Genomic DNA, 19379 nt, shown 5'->3' on the forward strand with positions numbered 1-19379 from the left:
TATGATTCTAATGCTCTCTTGTAGCACTAAATATAATATCAGGATTTTTATCTTGAGCTAACTGTAAGTTAACTCCCGTTGGAGCAAGATATGTAAGATACCCAGCACCATCATATGATAAATTAACTTCGTATTTTTTCTTAAAATCATTAAGTTTTTTCTCATCATTACAAAAGATCCAGCGAGCTAAAGAAACATTAACACCTTCATAAGAACACTTAACGTTATATTCAGAAGCAAGACGCTGTGCAACCACGTCAAACTGTAATACACCAACCGCCCCTAGAACCAAGTCATTAGAAATCATTAGTTTGAAAACTTGTGTAGCTCCTTCTTCGGAAAGTTGTACCAACCCCTTTTGTAAAGCTTTCATCTTAAGAGGATCATTTAGCTTAACTCTCTTGAAAATTTCAGGCGCAAAGTTTGGAATGCCTTTAAATTTAAGCTTCTCTCCTTGAGTAAAACTATCACCTATCTGTATACTACCATAGTTATGCAAACCAATAATATCTCCAGCATAACCTTCTTCAACCTGCTCACGTTCGCCGGCCATAAATGTTAAAGCTTTCGAAACCTGCATCATTTTACCAGTTCGCTCATGATAGATTTTCATGCTTTTCTCATACTTTCCAGAACAAATTCTAAAAAAGGCTATTCTATCACGGTGCTTATCATCCATATTCGCTTGTATCTTAAAGACAAAGCCTGTTAACTTATTCTCATCTGTATTTACAAGCCTTTCATTTGTCTCACGTGGCTGAGGTTCTGGTGCATAAGTTGTAAAGCCATCCATCATCTCTTTCACACCAAAATTTGCCAATGCTGTACCAAAGTAAACTGGTGTTACCTCTCCTTTTAAAAAGGCTTCTTGATCAAATTCATAGCTAGCACCACGAACTAAATCTATCTCCATTTCTAAATCATCAAACAGATCTGTACCAATTTGATCTCTAGCATTAGCTAAGCCTTTAATTTTCTTGTAAGGGTTAATTTCATGACCATGCCCTCCTTCAAAAAGAGTAACTTCATCATTATATAAGTCATATACACCTTTAAAGAATTTACCCATACCTATTGGCCAATTCATCGGCGCACACTTAATTTTCATAATATCTTCAACCTCATCAAGAAGCTCCAAAGGATCTCTTGTATCTCGGTCAAACTTATTCATAAATGTTACTATTGGTGTATCTCTAAGACGACAAACGTTCATAAGCTTGATTGTTCGATCCTCTACACCTTTAACAGCATCTACAACCATCACAGCTGAATCTACAGCCGTTAATGTACGATATGTATCCTCCGAAAAATCCTCATGTCCTGGAGTATCGAGCAGATTTACAATTTTATTGTTATAAGGAAACTGCATTACAGAGGTTGTGATAGATATACCTCTTTCTTTTTCCATCTCCATCCAGTCAGATGTTGCATGAACACCACTTTTTTTAGCCTTTACTGTTCCTGCTGTTTTAATAGCATTTCCAAATAAAAGCATTTTTTCAGTAATAGTTGTTTTACCAGCATCTGGGTGAGAAATAATTGCAAAAGTTCTTCTTTTTGCAATTTCTTTTAAAATATCATTCATAATTTGTATTTTCTTACATAAATAAAACTAACAGAGATTTTACTAGAAATATTTTTATTTAAAACTAAAAATATTTATCTAAGATGGCGTAGATTTCTTTTTCGATAACATCTATAGACTGAGAAGCATCAATTTCATATGCATTATGATTTGCTGCTACTAAGCTTTTGAAAACAGCTCTTGTTCTATCAAAGAATGCTAAACCAGCTTTCTCAATTCTATCAGGAGAGCCTACTTTACCTGCTCTAGCCAATCCAATAGCAGGATCAATATCTAAATATATTATTAAATCAGACTGACAATCTTTTAAGAATGTCTCGTTAAGAACATTTAACTTATCAAAACCAAGCTCTCGCCCTCCTCCTTGATAAGCAATACTAGACCAGTAGAATCTATCTGATACAACATTAACTCCCTTACTTAAGGCTGGAGCTATAAGATTTCTATAATGCTGTATTCTTCCAGCATAAATCATCAGTAGTTCACTATCCGGATGAATCTCTTCATCATAATCATTATGTAGAACTATACTTCTTAATTCTTCAGCCACTTTAGTACCACCTGGTTCACGTGTATATACTGCCGCTAAAGATTTAGAGTCTAAATATTTCTTAATAAAACCAATGACTGTACTTTTACCAGCACCATCAAGACCTTCTATAACTATAAATTTTGACATATCTTTTTATATAAACAATCCAACAATCACTGCTGATAGAAAGCTGACTAGAGTAGCTCTATACAACATTTTGAAACCAAAAGCTCTAACTATCTCTCCAGACTTTTTACTCAAAGAATATATTGTACCAACAACTATTCCGATCGAACTAAAGTTTGCAAAAGATACTAGAAATACAGAAATAACCGCCTGAGTATGTAATGATAAATTAGCCATATTATCTTTAACCATTAACATCGCTACAAACTCATTTGATACTAATTTCGTACCCATCACCTTTCCAGCAAATAAAAGCTCACTTGCAGAAATATGTAGAACCCATGCAAACGGATAAAACAAATAACCTAATAAGTTTTGGAATGAAATACCTAATAATACTTTCAAAAACTGAATTTAGTGTTGCTATTAGAGCCATAAAACCAATTAAAATTGCCGCAACTACAACGGCTATTTTAAAACCATCGAGAATGTATTCTCCTAATACTACAAAAAAAGCTCTTTTACTGTCCGTATCATAATCAACCTCTAACTCTTCATAACTAGATTCTTTTTTGTAATCATAAGGGTTTATTATATGCAGTACAAAAAAAGTGCTTAGCATATTCATAATAATTGCTACGCATACATATTTTGCATCTATCATAGTCATATATGATCCTAATATCGACAAAGATACCGTTGACATTGCCGTAGCTGTCATTGTATACAAAACATTTGGTGATAGATGCCCAATAATATTTTTATATGCTAAGAAACTCTCTGCTTGACCAAGTGATATTGAACTTACAGCATTAAATGATTCTAACTTACCCATGCCACTAACCTTGGATAACAAAAATCCGACACCCCTAATAACTAAAGGTAAAATCTTAAGGTACTGTAATATCCCAATAAGAGCAGAAATAAAAACTATTGGCATCAAAACATTTAAGAATAAAACAAAACCATTGTTCTCATTAGTGTCAATATTGCCAAAAACAAATCTTACACCTACTTGAGATTTATCGATTAAAAAATCAAAAACATTGGCAAAACCATTCATAATGACAACACCAAAGCGCGTTTCTAACAAAATCACACACATCACTAATTGTACAGTCATTATTATAAATAAAGAGCGATATTTAATAGCTTTCCTATCTGAGCTACAAATAAAGGCCAATAAAAAAACAACTCCAACTCCAAGAACGAAGAATAAAATTCTTGAGATCACAACCTTACCTTTACACTATTAATCCAACAACACATGCTGATAAAAAACTCACTAGCACTGCTCCATAAAGAATTTTTAGGCTAAACTTCGAAACTTTAACTGATGCCTCTTTACTTAGTGCTTGAATCGCTCCTATGATTATCCCAATTGAACTAAAATTTGCAAATGAGACTAGAAATACTGATATAACGGCTTTAGTATGCTCTGTAAACTGCTGTGACTGTGTACTCATCATCTGCATTGCTACAAATTCATTAGTTACCATTTTCGTACCCATAAGTTGCCCTGCAGCGTGCAACTCATTATTATTAATATCAAGTATCCAAGCCATAGGATAAAACAAATAGCCTAATAGATCTTGAAAGCTTAGACCTAATAGACTGCTAAATATAGCATTCAACATCGCAATTAAAGCAATAAAACCAATAAGCATTGCTGAAACAATAACTGCAACCTTAAAACCATCTAATATGTACTCGGCAAGCATCTCAAAGAAGCCTTGCTTCTCTTCTTCAAACTCTTCATGCAATTTATCATAACTAAACTCTTCAGAGGCTTCATAAGGATTAATAATGTTTAACACAAAGAAAGTCCCAAACATATTCATCACCAGCGCAACACATACATACTTAGGATCTAATAATGACATATAAGCACCAGCCACCGCTAAAGATACTGTAGACATTGCCGTTGCAGACATTGTATACAACACATTTGAAGGAAGATGGCCAATAATTTTTTTATAGTTAATAAAGTTCTCTGACTGCCCAACTGCTAGTGAGCTAATAGCATTGAATGATTCTAATTTACCCATACCTGTAACTTTTGATAGAATCCAACCCATGCCCTTAATTACAAGAGGTAGTATTTTGAAGTATTGTAAAATACCAATCAGTGAAGATACTAGAACAATAGGCATTCCCACATTGAAAAAGAAGATAAAGCCATTTTTAGACATATCAGTAAGATCACCAAAAATAAATGCTGACCCTTCATGAGCATAATTAAGTAAATTCTCAAAACCATCAGCAATAAAACCGACAACCTTTATACCTACCCGAGACTCGAGCATAAAAAAACCAAGAGCTATTTGTACAACCAAAATAACCACTAGATTTTTATATCTAATTTTTTTCCTATCACTACTCCATATATATGCCAATATAAAAACAACTATAATACCCAGTATAAAAAACAATATCCTAGTAGCCACTACTAACTTCCCCATTTAAAAGATTATCGAGCAAACCACTAACTCCAAATCTAAAAGTATCTACTACTACATATTTTTTTGACATAATTTCTTCCGCTAACTTAATATAGTCTAAAGCCTGAACTTCTTCTCTAATACCACCAGAAGCTTTAAAACCAACCTCATATCCAGAGTTTTTTATAGTCTCTAGAATCACTTTAGCGGCTCCTAAGCTTGCGCCTTTTGGTGTTTTACCTGTAGATGTTTTAACAAAATCGGCTCCATTTACTATCGCATCATGGCTTACTTTACTAATTAAATTATCTTCATTCAATTCGCCTGATTCAATTATGACTTTCAAGACTCGATCTTGGCATACATTTTTGACTTTCTCGATCATATCACATGATTTTTGTGAATGGCCTTTTTGGATATACTCATTATAGTCAATTACTAAATCGATCTCATCTGCTCCCAATGATATCGCTTCTTTAGCTTCTAAGACAATATCTTCAACTGAGTCATTACCCTTAGGGAAATTAACTACAGTTGCAACTTTGAAATCACTACCTAAAGTTTTTTTAACTACAGGGGCAAATTGTTTATAAACACATATTGCAGCAACTTCACCTAAAGAATTTTTAGCTTTTGTGCATAGCTTGATAATATCAGCATCAGTATCACTCTCACCTAACTGAGTCAAATCCATTAATGATACTATTTTTTGTTTAGTTGTCATTATTAGCTCCAAATATTGACTTACCATACTCTAGAGGCTCAACACCCATATAATCGGCAATTGTTTGACCAATATCAGAGAATGTATCTCTTGCACCGATGAACTCTGCTTCGATATTTTTACCCCATAATAAAAACGGCACACATTCTCTTGTATGATCTGAGCCAGGCGCGGTTGGATCACAACCATGATCTGCTGCCAGTATAACAATAGTATCTTCATCTAGCTTAGCATCTAAGTCTGGAATTCTTGAGTCTAAATACTCTAATGCCTTACCATATCCTTTAGGATCTCTACGATGACCGTAGCTTGAGTCTAAGTCAACAAAGTTTGTAAACACTAATGTACTTTCTTTTGCTGATTCATACTCTCTAATTGTATTATCGAATAACTCTTCTAACCCAGTTGCTTTTACTTTCTTAGATATACCTTGATTAGCATAAATATCAGCAATTTTACCTATCGAAACAACTTTACCACCTTGACTAGTTAACTTATCAAGTAATGTTGGTGCCGGTGGCAATATTGAAAAGTCTTTACGATTGCCTGTACGAGTATATTCATCGGCAGACTCCCCAATAAATGGACGAGCAATAACTCTACCAACTTTCATTCCCATCTCATCAAGAATTTCTCTAGCTATTTTGCAGATATTCAATAATTTATCTAAACCATAATAATCTTCATGAGCAGCAACCTGAAAAACGCTATCCGCAGATGTATATACAATAGGCTTCTTAGTAACACAACTCTCGCAACCATGCTCTTTTAGAACTTCTGTTCCTGATGCATGTCCAGCATCTATAAAACCATCTGTAAGTCCAGCTCTTTCAACCCATTTATCAATAAACTCTTTATCAAAATAGCCCTGATCACCTTTATTTGTAAAATAATACCAATCAAACATAACCGGCACACCAGCTAGCTCCCAGTGACCACTTGGTGTATCCTTACCTTTGCTAACCTCAGCGCAATAGCCATACTTGGCATTTTCAATAATATCTATATTACCAACTTGTTGACTGAATTCTTTACATCTATTGTATTCAGCAGCTTTCAACAAACCTTTTTTTGCTAAATTTGGTAACTTGATACTCATACCATTATTAGTAAAGTAATCAATAATGTGGCCTAAAGTATCCGATCCATCATCACCAAAATCAGCAGCATCAGGTGCTTGCCCTATACCAAATGAATCAAATAATAAAATGACCGTTTTTTTATTCTTTAACATATCACTAAACACCTTTTTTGTTATTCTCTAAGAATGCAATTCTAATCCCTCGTAGAATTAAATCCGGGGATATCTCATCAAAAATTCCTTCATCTTTAAACAATCCTACAAATCCACCTGTTGCTATAGTATAAACAGGAGCTCTAAATTCTTTTAAACTTCTAGTTTTAAGCTCTCTTAAAGCTCCTAAATGACCATAATATAAGCCTGAACGAATATTAGTTTTCGTATCATAACCTATGGCAACATCTGGTTTGATAATAGTTATTGACGATAACTGTGAAGCTCCTTGGCACAAAGCATTTAAAGAAAGTTTAACCCCCGGCATAATTGAGCCACTCAGATACTTCTTATCTTTAGTCACCAGATCAAATGTTGTAGCCGTACCTAAGTCAATGATTAGTAAGTTTTTATTCGGATAATCTGCTATAGCTCCGATACAACTAGCTATTCTATCAGCTCCAACTTGATTAGCCTCAACAGCTGTCATATCAAGATCCGTTGTTTCCATACTAATAAAAAATGGCTTCATACCAAAATATTTTATAGCAGCAGAGCCTAAAGAATAATTCAAATGAGGAACTACTGAAGATATCGCACATCCTTTGATCTTACTTAAATCAACTGAGTTCTCTCTTAATGCTTGTCTAAGAAATACACCAATCTGATCTGACGTCGAATCTACTGATGAAGTTGCATATCTAATCTGAGAAATTATATTCTCACCCTCAAAAACACCAATGTGTATGTGAGAATTTCCCACATCCATTACTAGCAACATAAAACACCCTATAATTAACTATTACCTAATGTGCTTGATCCCAACTCTCACCAGAATCGGCATTTACCTCTAGAAGAACATCTAGTTTTACAGATGTCTCCATTATACTTTTTATTTTTGTAGTTATTTCATTAAGCTTGGCTTTTCTAACTTCAAACACCAACTCATCATGAACTTGCATAACCATTTTTATATCATCATTATACTCTTCCGAAATCATTGTGTTAACATCTATCATAGCTTTTTTGATGATATCTGCAGCCGTACCTTGCATTGGAGCATTGATTGCGGCTCTTTCAGCAGCATTTCTTTGGATTACATTTTTAGAGCTAATATCTGGTAGGTATAATCTTCTACCTAAAATAGTTTCAACATAACCATTTTGCTTTACAAACTCTTTGGCTGTTGTCATATACTCTTTTACACTTGGATAGCGATTGAAATAAACATCAATATACTCCTGAGCTTCTCCTCGTGGTATTTCTAATTGTTTAGCCAATCCAAAAGCACTCATTCCATAAATAAGTCCAAAGTTTATTGCTTTAGCTCTTCTTCTTTGTTCACCAGTAACTATATCAAGACTTATTCCTAAAACCTCAGCCGCAGTAGCACTATGAATATCTAAACCTTGATTTAAAGCTTTCAAAAGATTTTTATCTTTTGACAAATGCGCCATAATTCTTAATTCAATCTGAGAGTAATCTGCAGCAACTACACAAAATTCTTGTTCTGCGATAAATGCCTGTCTTATCATACGCCCCTCGGGACTTTTAATAGGAATATTTTGTAAATTTGGATCTGATGAAGACAATCTACCGGTTACAGTTCCTGTCTGGTTGTACGAAGTATGAACTCGGTCATTCACATCAAGCATTTTCGGTAATTTATCTGTATAAGTATTTTTTAGCTTTGATAAATGACGATACTTCATTATTAAGGCCGCTATTTCATACTCTTCTGCTAGCTGAACTAGAACTTCTTCAGATGTTGAAGCTTGACCTTTAGCTGTCTTTTTGACAGGCGGAAGACCCATTTTTTCAAACAAAATCTCTCTTAACTGCACTGGAGAAGATAAATTGAATTCTTGACCAGCAAGATCATAACACTTAATCTCAAGCTCTTTGATAGAGTCTTCAAGATTAGCACTCTGCTCTATAAGTTTATCAGCATCTATCTTAACACCAATTTTTTCCATATTATTAAGAATAATAGTCAATGGCATTTCAACCTTAGAATATAGACTATATAAGACTTCATTATCTTTTAGCATTTTCAAGAAATGATTATAAAGTCTAAATGTAATATCAGCATCTTCAGCAGCATATTTAGCCACTTTTTCTATATCTATTTGATCTAATGTCAACTGATTACGACCAGTTCCAGCTAATGTCGTATATGCGATTGGCTCAATACCTAAATGCTCTTTTGATAAGCTATCCATATCATGTTTACCACTACTTTTTAGCACATATGCCATAATCATAGTATCATTAACTTGATTAACTATCTTAACTCCATATTTTGACAAAACTTTTTCATCAAATTTAAAATTGTGGGCAACTTTAGACTTTTGAGAATCTACGAAAATGGCTTTTAAACTATCTAAAACAATCTCTAGTTCTAATTGCTGTGGAACTCCAAGGTATCTATGCTGCAAAGGAATATAATAAGCTCGACCCTCTTTTGCACAAAATGATAAACCAACAAGACTAGCTTCATAAGTATTCAGTGAATCTGTCTCTGTATCAAAAGCAAAACTACTGCTATATTCTAACTCTCTAACTAAGTCTTTAAGTTGTTCTAGTGTTGTAACTATCTTATAGTCAATTTCTATATTATCAGATTGCGGTTTTGTTAATTTTACTGAAGATTGAATATTTAAATCTTTGAGTAAAGATTTAAATTCATAACGCGTGAACACCTCATATAAGTATTCTTTATTTGCATTTTTACACCTTAAGTCTTCTATAGATAGATTAAGTTCCACATCACACTTTATAGTCGCTAGTTCATAAGATAATTTAAGTAATTCAATATTATTGCGTAAGTTTTCACCTACCTTTCCTGTTATTTTATCCTGATTAGCAATTATACCTCCAATGTCTTGATACTCTTGTAACCACTTAATTGCAGTCTTAGGTCCAACCTTAGGTATCCCTGGAATATTATCTGAAGAATCTCCCATCAAGGCTAAATAATCTATAATTTGATCTGGTCTAATTTGATATTTTTCAAATAATCCAGCGATATCAGTAGTTACGTTTTTCATAGAATCATAAAGAACCACGCTATCCGTAACTAACTGTGCCATATCTTTATCGCCAGTAGATATGATGACATCATAACCTTGCTTTTCAAGATCTCTTGCCAATGTCCCTATCACATCATCTGCTTCAACACCATCTTTTATTATCAATGGAAATCCCATATTCTCGATAATTTGATGTAATGGTTGTATTTGCACCCTTAGCTCATCATCCATTACTTTACGATTTGCTTTATATTCAGGATACATCTCATGACGAAAGTTCTTACCCTTAGGATCAAAGACTACTGCAACATACTCGGTATCATACATAGCGGGCAATTTCTTAAGCATGTTAATCACACCTATAATGGCCCCTGCTGGATCGCCTTGACTATTAGTAAGGTTTGGTAAAGCATGATATGCCCTAAAAAGATATGATGACCCATCAACTAAAACAATTTTTTTCATAGATTTTGTAGCTACTTTTTTATCAAGTTAATAGTAATATATATGCTTTATTATATCAAACTGATTCACACTCTAGATTCCAATTCTAGTGGTAAATTTTCAATTTAATCAATGGTCAACAAAGCTCTAAGGCTATATCAAGATACCACCAATTACTCTTGGCAAAATTTTTACATTTAATCGCATCCTTATAAGTCATAATAACTATCTGTTTAGGATCAAAATGTTCAAAATCCTTAGCCATATATTTATGATGATCTCTGAAGATATGCTCATGATAGATATTCACCCCAAGCTCATCCAACGAACTAAAAAACTTATCAGGGTTTCCAATACCTGCAACAGCATCTATTGATTTACCATAGAAACTATCTATGGGTATGTTTTGTCTTGTTACAAGATTTACAAATTTTGTCGCCTTGATTTTAGCTTTGACAATATTAGAGTTATACTCTAGCAACTCACCATAGTTTTGGTCATCGAGATTACCTATAGCAATTATCTGATCTACAGATTTTAATCTATCGACTGGCTCACGTAGAGGTCCAGCTGGCAAACACATCTGATTACCAAACATCCTCGTTGAATCTACTACCACAACCTCTTTAGTTCTAGCTAGTTTATAATGCTGCAAACCATCATCAGATATAATAACATCGGTATCAGGATAATTCTTTTCAATATATTTAACAGAATCAACCCTGTGTGGAGATATTACTATTGGTACTTTACCACCTAATGCATCAAATAACATCACCGGCTCATCACCACATACACTTGCAGGTGTCTTTAAGCCTACCTCAAAAGGATATTTTTCTGCCTTTGCACCATAGCCACGACTGATTATAACGAGTTTCTTACCTTGCTCTAAGTATTGATTAGCAAACATCCTAACTACCGGTGTTTTACCTGTTCCACCAACGGAAATATTACCCACTATAATTACAGGAATTTTTGACTTATATTGATTATTCTGCAACTTGATTTTACGATTATGAGCAATTTTTGAGAAAACAAAAGCAATAGGGCTTAGAATATAACTGAGTATCCCTGGCTGAGGCTTATACCAAATGTTATCTATCATTAGTATTACTGAAGTCCGGATTGATATAGCCTAGTATAAAGTCCACCTTTTGCCAGCAGCTCCTCATGCTTACCACTTTCAACTATTTTGCCATCATCCATTACTACAATTTTATAAGCATTCTCTACAGTGCTTAATCTATGCGCAATAACTATAGTAGTACAAGATTTAGTCAAGCTTTCTAATGCTTGTTGAACCACTCTTTCAGACTCATTATCAAGCGCACTTGTTGCCTCATCAAATATCAGTACTGGAGCATTCTTCAATAACGCTCTAGCAATTGATAATCTCTGACGTTGACCGCCTGACAATTTAGAACCATTATTACCAATATTGGTATGAATACCATCTGAAAGCTCTTCAACAAACTCATAAGCATTTGCTCTTTTGAGAGCATCTACAACTTCATCTTCAGAAACATCTCTTGAAAGTCCAAATGCTATATTATTAAATACTGTATCATCGAACAAATGAACATTTTGTGAAACCATAGATAGATGCGATCTTAAGTTTTCTAAAGTCAAATCTCTTATATCAACATTATCTAATAATATTTGACCTTTTTGCTGGATATAAAACCTTGAGATAATGCTAGTAAGCGTTGTCTTACCACTTCCTGACTTACCGACAAAAGCAACTGTTTCTCCAGCCTCAATCTCTGTACTTACTCCATTAAGAACCTTATGATCTCCAAATGCGAAGCTAACATCTTTAATCGTTACCTTACCACGGACTTTCTCAAGCTCTTTCTTGCCTGTTTCTTTCTCTGCTGGGTAATCTAAGATATAGAATATATCTTCTGTAGCCGCCACTGCTTTTTGAATAACCACATTAACCTTAGTAAGATTCTTAATAGGTTTTAGAATAGCTGCTGCTGCTGCAAAGAATGATGCAAAAGAGCCTGCAGTTAACCAAGATGATCCACCACCCTCATTTGTTCCAAAGATTGCTATTGTGAATAATGAAAAAGCAAGAACTAGTGAGGCAATAATCTGTATAACCGGAGATGTAAGAGCATCTAACGCAATTGTTCTAATCTGCTGAGAATAAGTATAATCAAGATTTTTAAAAAACTTATTTTGTTGCTTCTGTTGTGCACCAAAGATTCTAATCTCTTTATAGTTTCTTATCGTTTCTTCTGCAGTATGAGTTACATTGCCCATTGATGATTGAGTATTTCTACTCAAAGATCTAAACCTCTTATTTATTATAGAAATAAACAAGCCTAGAAAGGGCCCTATAATTATCAAGAATAATGACAATTGCCAACTTGAAACCACCATCACTATTATCAAGCCTATAACAAAAGTACCATCTTGAACAACCGTGATAATAGCTGTTGATGTAGCTTCGGTAACTTGATCAACATTATATAAAAGTCTTGAGATAATCTGGCCCGAAGAGTGTTTATCAAAGAAACTAGCAGGTAAGTTCATAAATCTTTTATAGATGTCTTTTCTGAACTTATAAACTACCTTTTGCCCTAAGGATCCTATAAAGTATTGTGACAAAAATGACCCTATTGATCTCAAGGTCAAAAGCCCTACCATACCAACACCCATAAGCATAAGTATACTAGCACTTTGCTTAGTAATATCCCCTCCTGGTCCAAAACCATAATTCAGTATCGGATTAATAAGATATATCATAGAAGCATCAGCAGCTGAAAAAAATATGCTTCCTATTGCCGCGATAACTAGAAAATACCATAAGTGCTTAACTTGAAGTAACAACCTTTTATAAAGAGTGCCCGCTCTTTCTTTATTTGTCATTTCACCACTTAAATTGCCCGAACCTTGAGATTTAAGATCAATTTTGTCAATCATATTTGCCATAGATATATAAAAAGCTATTAAAAAAACCAATGCGAATAACAGATAATTATACACTTTTTTCTGTTAACATAAAGCAATCAAAAAAGATGTTTTTCAAGCTATAGAATTTTATCTAGTAGGCGGGGCTATTAGAGACATACTACTTAGCATAACGCCAAAAGACAGAGATTGGGTAGTAGTCGGTGCTACAGAAAGCCAAATGACCAAAGCTGGCTTCACAAAAGTACCATCTAGTTTTCCAGTCTTTCTACACCCAGAAACTAGAGAAGAGTATGCATTAGCTAGATCAGAAAAAAAATAGCTAACGGCTATCATGGCTTTGAAGTTAATTTTTCAAACGATATCACCTTAGAAGAGGATTTAAAACGTAGAGACTTGACCATCAACTCTATGGAAATAGATAAAAACAATAACATAATCGACCCTTTTAATGGTCAAGATGACATTAAAAACAGAATACTTCGACACACATCAGAAGCCTTTATTGAAGATCCTTTACGTGTAGTTAGATTAACCCGCTTCAAAGTCCAGCTTAGTGCTTTTAATTTTTCAATTGCTGATGAAACAATAAACATAATTAAATCCATTATTAAATCAGGAGAACTAAACTACCTAACTAAGGAGCGCTTGCATATAGAGTTTATCAAAGCACTTAGAAATCCAAAAATTTTTTTGAGACATTAGATGAGCTTGAATCATTACAAATAATATTCCCAAATATCAAAAAATCTTTAAATGCAATCTCAGATGAGAATTTCTTTAGAAATAAAATATATCTAAATTCATCAAATGAAGAAAAAATATGCCTATGTTTGTTAAATCTAGAAGATGATACGATAAGCAACTTAAAACTAGAATTATTATTAACAAATAAGCAATTCAAACTTCTAGTTGCCACTGTAAACACAAAAAAATTCTTGAATCTACGAAAATGAACGCAGAAACCGCTCTTAAATTAATAAAAAGAGCAAATTTGCTAAAAGATAAGAAACTACAACAAAACACGATAAACATTTTCAAAAAATATTCAGAAATAGATAATTCAAGATTTTCTCATGCAACTATCAAACAACTTAAAAGTGCTCTAAATATTATAAATACAATAAATATCAAGACATTAATAACAACAGTACCAAAAGAAAATCTAGCAAACACCATTGAGACCCTTTATATGGATATTATAAAAAAGCAATTAAATCTATGATACAATTACAAAAATTTCTTTGAATTTAAAAAGTTTAATAATGAGATTTATATTTAGACACATTTTTTTATTTAACACTGTTATTTGTTTTATTGCGTTAGCCGCAGTGGTGTTCACAATTATTGGCTTAGGATGGAAACCATGCCCTATGTGCCTGATACAGCAACTATGTGTACTTTGCACAATGATATTTAGCATTCTAGGGCTGATCAAAAATAGTTCAAAAGGATTCAGCACAATAGTACAAACAGCAATTATCTTGATTATTATTATAGGTTGCTATATCGCTGCCGATCAAGCTTATTTACAGTATTTCTCCTCAACAATATCAGATGATCCTACAAGCTGTGGTGCTATTAGCAACCCTTTCCTAATTGATGCTACAAAATCATTAACAGGAACTGTCAGTAGCTGTACTAGCATTGCTGAAGAGATCTCTGGTGTTAGTTTGGCTGTATATAGTTTGATATTTTTAATTTGCTTATTAGTCATAAATTGTGTCAGTTTATTTGTAAGAATATTTAAAAAATAGTGGGATATAACGGTGGATTTTAAAAAAACTTTTTTAGACCTTAAAGAGAAAATTAATTCAAGTAATAAAAACTACTCAATTTTTGCACTGGCAACCATTGTTGTAGCTTGGCTCATACTCGGTAAACTTGGAATATCGCTAGCAATTGTCTACTTTATTTTTCAAATTAACTATATTAAAACAAAACTCTCTTTACTCAAAAATAAACGTACTGCTTCAACAGCAGTTGTAGTAGTGACATTAATCCTTTTTGGAGCTATTTTTGGTTTTGCTGAATTTATTCAAAGCATGATAAAGAAAGGTATGGCTTCATATGTACCTCGACCTGTAGCTGTAACATCTTCTGTTGTAGAAAAGACCGACTGGAAACAAGTCATAAACACTATTGGTGAAGCACAAGCTATCCAATCCACCGAGATTTCTTCTCAATCTGGCGGTATTGTAAGTGAGATCAATTTCAAAAGTGGACAAGAGGTTAAAGAAGATGATCTTTTATTCAAATTAGATACTAGTCAACTAAAAGCTAGTCTAGAAGAAGCACTATCAAACCTTAAACTTGCTAAAATAACTAAAGATCGCTATAACAAACTTGTTGAACAAAGAGCAACTTCAAAAGAATCTGCTGATAAAGCTAATGCTGATTACCTTTCTAAATTAGCACAGGTTCAAAATATAGAATCACAAATTGGTTTTAAAGAAATTAGAGCTCCATTTGATGGTAAAATAGGTATTAGAAATATAAGTTTAGGACAATATTTCAACAACGGCGATAATGCTGCTACACTTACCAAAATTGATCCTATATTTATTACATTCCCTGTACCACAAAACAAAGTTAGTATGATTAGCGTTGGTCAAGAAATTAACTTCTATTCTGACTCATATCCAGGAGAAACATTTACTGCGAAAATAACAGCTATAAACTCTTTTATTAATGATTCAAATAGATCCATAACCGTTCAGGCAACATACCAAAACTCACACCACAAAATCGTCCCAGGAATGTTTTTAACTGTCCATGTTAGTCTACCTGTTAAGAAAAACTCTATTGTAATCCCTAGAAATGCGGTTTCATATAGCCTTTACGGTCAGTCAGTATTCACACTTGAACCTGTAATGAAAGATGGTAAGCCTGTTATGGCATCTTATACATCTACAGCTGATGGTGGTATGAAAACCGTTGATACTGACAAAACACTATATAAAGTAGGGCAAGCTAATGTTGAAGTCTTAGAAACTAGAAATAACTTAGCACTAGTCAAAGGCTTAGAGCCTGGTACTACCATTATCACATCAGGACAAAATAAAGTGCATAAAGGAATGGATGCAATACTGGACAATAGTGTAAAGATTGACAACAATATATATAATCAGGGAATCCAATAATGCGTTTAATTGATCTCTTTATTAGAAGACCTGTTCTATCTCTTTCAATAAGCTTTATGATTATTGTTGTAGGAGTTGGTTCATTTTTTCAATTACAAATTAGACAATATCCATACATAGATAGTGCTACTATTACAGTTACAACAGCCTATCCAGGTGCAAACCCTGCTACAATCCAAGCTTTTGTAACTAGACCTATAGAGGCAGCAGTAGGCTCCTCCAAAGGTATTGATTACATGACATCATCATCAGCACTAGGGACAAGTACAATTACTGTATATGTAAAACTTGGCCAAAATACTAACGATGTACTCTCAGAAGTAGTCCAGAACGTAAACTCTGTACTTAACCAACTCCCTCAAGATGCTTATTCTCCTGCTATTAAATTAAATCCTGCAGATAACTTCCCTTCATTGATTCTAGCTTTTACCAGTAAGACAATGAATACATCCGAAATATCTGCATATATAAACTCTGAGCTTACACCTAAACTATTAGCTCAAGGAGGTCTTTCATCTGTTGATGTTTGGGGTAATAAGCCCTATGCAATGCGTATATATCCAAATAAAACTCGCATGGCAGAATATGGAATCACTCCAACAGAATTAGCTACCGCAGTAGGTTCAAATAGCTTAGTTTCAGCTGGCGGTCAAATACAAGGACCTTACTTAAACTATACACTTAATCCTGAAACAAGTATGTCTACAGCTCAAGAGTATAGAAACTTAATTGTCAAAAAGAGTGATAAGCAAATAGTGCGACTTAAAGATGTTGCTAAAGTTGGGCTTGGAGCTCAAGACTACAACTCTTCAGTATACTTTGATGGAAAGAATGCTGTCCTTGCCGGAGCAGTTGTATCTCCAGAAGAAAATCCTCTAGATGTCGTCGATAGACTAGTTGAAGAGCTACCAAATATTAAAGCTGCTTTACCAAATGGTCTAGATGTTAATATTGCATACAACAGTACTACATATATTAAAGTTTCCATTGAAGAGGTTCTACATACATTATTCGAAGCTATAATAATTGTATCTGTAGTAATGTTTTTATTCTTAGGATCGTTTAGAGCAATTATAGTTCCTGTTGTTGCAATTCCTCTTTCAATTATTGGATCATTCTTTTTGATGTCGCTTATGGGCTTCTCAATTAATCTTCTAACCCTTCTTTCCATGATTCTTGCAATCGGTCTTGTAGTTGATGATGCTATTGTAGTACTCGAGAATATTTATAGACATATTGAAGAAGGAATGGAGCCTTTTGCAGCTTCTATCAAGGGCGCTAGAGAGATAGCCAACCCAGTTATATTAATGACTCTAACCCTAGTTGTAGTATATGCTCCAATCGGTATGATGGGTGGATTCACAGGACAACTATTTACCGAGTTTGCTTACTCTCTTGCTGGTGCAGTTGTAATATCTGGTATAGTTGCATATACACTCTCGCCAATGCTATGCTCTAAAATTCTAAATAGAGAAATGATGAGCACAAAACTAGTTAAATTCATTGATAAACTTTTTACAGCACTAACTGCAAAATATAAAGCAACCTTAGAGTTTGTCTTGGATATCAAACCAGCAATAGCTATTGTAGGGCTTATTGTGCTAGCAAGCTGTTTTATAATGGGCAAGGGCATTAAATCCGAACTAGCTCCCAATGAAGATATGGGCTTCTTAGGAATTATGGGACAAGCACCATCTTCTGCAAATATCAATTATCTAGAAACTTTTGGTACAAAATTAGCTAGCATACTAGATGAAGTTCCAGGCAAGCAAGACACTTTTATTCTTAATGGTGTAATAGGCTCAAATGTAATCTTTGGTGGCTTTATTATGCAACCATGGGATAAAAGAGAAATATCTCAACAAAAGGCTGCTAATATTGCTCAAGAAAAAGTTACAGGGTTACCAGGCATTCAACCTTATACATATCAAACACCTGCTCTTCCAGGAATACCTAGAGGTGCTCCGCTATCTTTAGTTATTCAAAGTGTTAATGATTATGAAGCTATTGATGAAATTACTAATAAAGTAATAGATAAGATGATGAAAAGCGGATTATTTGTATTCGCTCAAAGTAATCTTAAATTTGACAACCCTGTTGTTGATATTAGTATTGATCGTGAAAAAGCTGGTATATTAGGCATTACTATGTCTAATATTGCCAAAACATTAGGTTACTCTTATGCTGGAGGATATATCAACTATTTCTTCCTGAAAGGATATAGCTTCCAAGTAATCCCTCAATTAGCTCGTAATGAGATGTTAACTCAAGAGCAATTAGGCAACATATATATCCGTTCAGATGAAGCTAGTGATTTGTTTTATTCCGAGCTTCCTTTATCTGCACTAGTATCTTTTAAAACTGAAGGACAACCTCTCACCTTAAATACATTCCAGCAGCTTAATGCATCAACAATTTCAGCAGTTATGGCTCCAGGAGTAACCCAAGGTCAAGCTATTGACTATGTTAAAAGTGTGGTTAGAAGTGAGTTACCTGAAGGATTTTCATTCAACTTCTCTGGCTCTGCTCGTCAGTATATTGAGAACGGTAATACTATGATGGTAGCTTTTGCATTTGCAATTGTACTTATTTTCTTAGCATTATCTGCTCAATTTGAGAGCTTTAGAGATTCTCTAGTAATCTTAGTTACTATACCAATGGCTATATCTGGTGCACTAATACCTTTATATGTTGGTCAGTATATGGGTGCTGGATGGGCATCACTAAATATATATACCCAACTAGGGCTTGTAACATTGATTGGTCTAATATCAAAACAAGGTATTATGGTTGTTGAGTTCGCCAATCATTTACAAAAGCATGAACGTATGAATAAGTATGATGCTATTGTAACATCATCATCACAACGTCTAAGACCTATTTTGATGACAGTATCAGCAATGGTTGAGGGTGTCATCCCATTAGTAACATCATCAGGTGCCGGTGCTATTAGTAGAAACTGTATAGGTGTAGTTATTTCTAGTGGACTGGTAATAGGAGCAATTTTCTCTCTATTTGTACTTCCTGTGGTATATATGTATATAGCTAGTGATAAATCTATTGCTGTAAAAACCGACTCTGAACAACAAAAAATCATCGACGATCTTTCAGAATAATTTCTTAATAACATCTTTTGTTATTAGTAAATTTATATTTTTTTTGATAGACTAAAAATTATGTTCAAGTTTATAAAACTTCC

Annotated in this window: 12 protein-coding genes and 2 pseudogenes; 4 read left to right on the forward strand and 10 right to left on the reverse strand. The window is 33.8% G+C overall.

Going from position 1 to position 19379, the window contains the following annotated elements; translation table 11 throughout:
* Positions 1–7 precede the first annotated feature (7 nt).
* From FNO12_RS08515 to msbA, 10 genes and pseudogenes are all read right to left on the reverse strand, one after another.
* On the reverse strand, positions 8–1585 hold the full coding sequence (locus FNO12_RS08515; RefSeq protein WP_030005766.1) for a peptide chain release factor 3: 1578 nt from the start codon (positions 1583–1585) through the stop codon (positions 8–10).
* 64 nt (positions 1586–1649) lie between these two features.
* Positions 1650–2264 carry a dTMP kinase gene (tmk, locus tag FNO12_RS08520; RefSeq protein ID WP_014714663.1) on the reverse strand — a complete coding sequence of 205 codons (615 nt, stop codon included), beginning with the start codon at positions 2262–2264 and terminating at the stop codon, positions 1650–1652.
* A 6-nt stretch (positions 2265–2270) separates the two neighbouring features.
* A pseudogene (locus FNO12_RS08525) lies at positions 2271–3477 on the reverse strand (NupC/NupG family nucleoside CNT transporter).
* 10 nt (positions 3478–3487) lie between these two features.
* Positions 3488–4690: a NupC/NupG family nucleoside CNT transporter gene (locus tag FNO12_RS08530; RefSeq protein WP_041257466.1), complete on the reverse strand. Its 1203-nt coding sequence runs from the start codon at positions 4688–4690 to the stop codon at positions 3488–3490.
* A complete protein-coding gene (gene deoC, locus FNO12_RS08535; protein WP_174805268.1) occupies positions 4680–5435 on the reverse strand; it encodes a deoxyribose-phosphate aldolase in 756 nt (251 codons plus the stop codon). Before deoC ends, FNO12_RS08530 begins: the two co-directional genes overlap by 11 nt.
* Entirely contained in the window at positions 5398–6642 is a 1245-nt protein-coding gene (locus FNO12_RS08540) for a phosphopentomutase (protein ID WP_014714661.1), read from the reverse strand. The genes deoC and FNO12_RS08540 overlap by 38 nt, the downstream gene beginning before the upstream one ends.
* Before the next feature lie 4 nt (positions 6643–6646).
* Positions 6647–7423: a type III pantothenate kinase gene (locus FNO12_RS08545; RefSeq protein WP_014714660.1), complete on the reverse strand. Its 777-nt coding sequence runs from the start codon at positions 7421–7423 to the stop codon at positions 6647–6649.
* 25 nt (positions 7424–7448) lie between these two features.
* Positions 7449–10139 carry a DNA polymerase I gene (polA, locus tag FNO12_RS08550; RefSeq protein ID WP_014714659.1) on the reverse strand — a complete coding sequence of 897 codons (2691 nt, stop codon included), beginning with the start codon at positions 10137–10139 and terminating at the stop codon, positions 7449–7451.
* Positions 10140–10254: 115 nt separating this feature from the next.
* Positions 10255–11223, reverse strand: a complete 969-nt coding sequence (gene lpxK, locus FNO12_RS08555) for a tetraacyldisaccharide 4'-kinase (RefSeq protein WP_014714658.1) — start codon at positions 11221–11223, stop codon at positions 10255–10257.
* 5 nt (positions 11224–11228) lie between these two features.
* Positions 11229–13058 (reverse strand): lipid A export permease/ATP-binding protein MsbA, encoded by a 1830-nt coding sequence (msbA, locus tag FNO12_RS08560; protein WP_014714657.1) that lies wholly within the window; start codon positions 13056–13058, stop codon positions 11229–11231.
* Positions 13059–13158: 100 nt separating this feature from the next.
* Here msbA and FNO12_RS11635 point away from each other — a divergent pair.
* The 4 genes and pseudogenes from FNO12_RS11635 (at position 13159) to FNO12_RS08580 (ending at position 19296) form a co-directional block, all read left to right on the forward strand.
* A pseudogene (locus tag FNO12_RS11635) lies at positions 13159–14262 on the forward strand (CCA tRNA nucleotidyltransferase).
* 40 nt (positions 14263–14302) lie between these two features.
* Positions 14303–14794: a disulfide bond formation protein B gene (locus tag FNO12_RS08570; RefSeq protein WP_030005769.1), complete on the forward strand. Its 492-nt coding sequence runs from the start codon at positions 14303–14305 to the stop codon at positions 14792–14794.
* A gap of 12 nt (positions 14795–14806) precedes the next feature.
* The gene (locus tag FNO12_RS08575) at positions 14807–16180 is read left to right on the forward strand and encodes an efflux RND transporter periplasmic adaptor subunit (protein ID WP_014714655.1); all 1374 of its coding nucleotides are present in this window, start codon (positions 14807–14809) and stop codon (positions 16178–16180) included.
* A complete protein-coding gene (locus tag FNO12_RS08580) occupies positions 16180–19296 on the forward strand; it encodes an efflux RND transporter permease subunit (RefSeq protein WP_030005770.1) in 3117 nt (1038 codons plus the stop codon). Before FNO12_RS08575 ends, FNO12_RS08580 begins: the two co-directional genes overlap by 1 nt.
* Positions 19297–19379 lie beyond the last annotated feature (83 nt).

It is taken from the genome of Francisella orientalis FNO12 (assembly GCF_001042525.2).
Taxonomy (GTDB): Bacteria; Pseudomonadota; Gammaproteobacteria; order Francisellales; family Francisellaceae; genus Francisella; species Francisella orientalis.

Bases quoted from the DNA above. Each gene is read 5' to 3' on its own strand.
- FNO12_RS08515 (WP_030005766.1), bottom strand. From the start codon at position 1,585: ATGAATGATATTTTAAAAGAAATTGCAAAAAGAAGAACTTTTGCAATT.
- tmk (WP_014714663.1), bottom strand. From the start codon at position 2,264: ATGTCAAAATTTATAGTTATAGAAGGTCTTGATGGTGCTGGTAAAAGT.
- deoC (WP_174805268.1), bottom strand. From the start codon at position 5,435: ATGGTAAGTCAATATTTGGAGCTAATAATGACAACTAAACAAAAAATA.
- FNO12_RS08540 (WP_014714661.1), bottom strand. From the start codon at position 6,642: ATGTTAAAGAATAAAAAAACGGTCATTTTATTATTTGATTCATTTGGT.
- FNO12_RS08545 (WP_014714660.1), bottom strand. From the start codon at position 7,423: ATGTTGCTAGTAATGGATGTGGGAAATTCTCACATACACATTGGTGTT.
- polA (WP_014714659.1), bottom strand. From the start codon at position 10,139: ATGAAAAAAATTGTTTTAGTTGATGGGTCATCATATCTTTTTAGGGCA.
- lpxK (WP_014714658.1), bottom strand. From the start codon at position 11,223: ATGATAGATAACATTTGGTATAAGCCTCAGCCAGGGATACTCAGTTAT.
- msbA (WP_014714657.1), bottom strand. From the start codon at position 13,058: ATGGCAAATATGATTGACAAAATTGATCTTAAATCTCAAGGTTCGGGC.
- FNO12_RS08570 (WP_030005769.1), top strand. From the start codon at position 14,303: ATGAGATTTATATTTAGACACATTTTTTTATTTAACACTGTTATTTGT.
- FNO12_RS08580 (WP_030005770.1), top strand. From the start codon at position 16,180: ATGCGTTTAATTGATCTCTTTATTAGAAGACCTGTTCTATCTCTTTCA.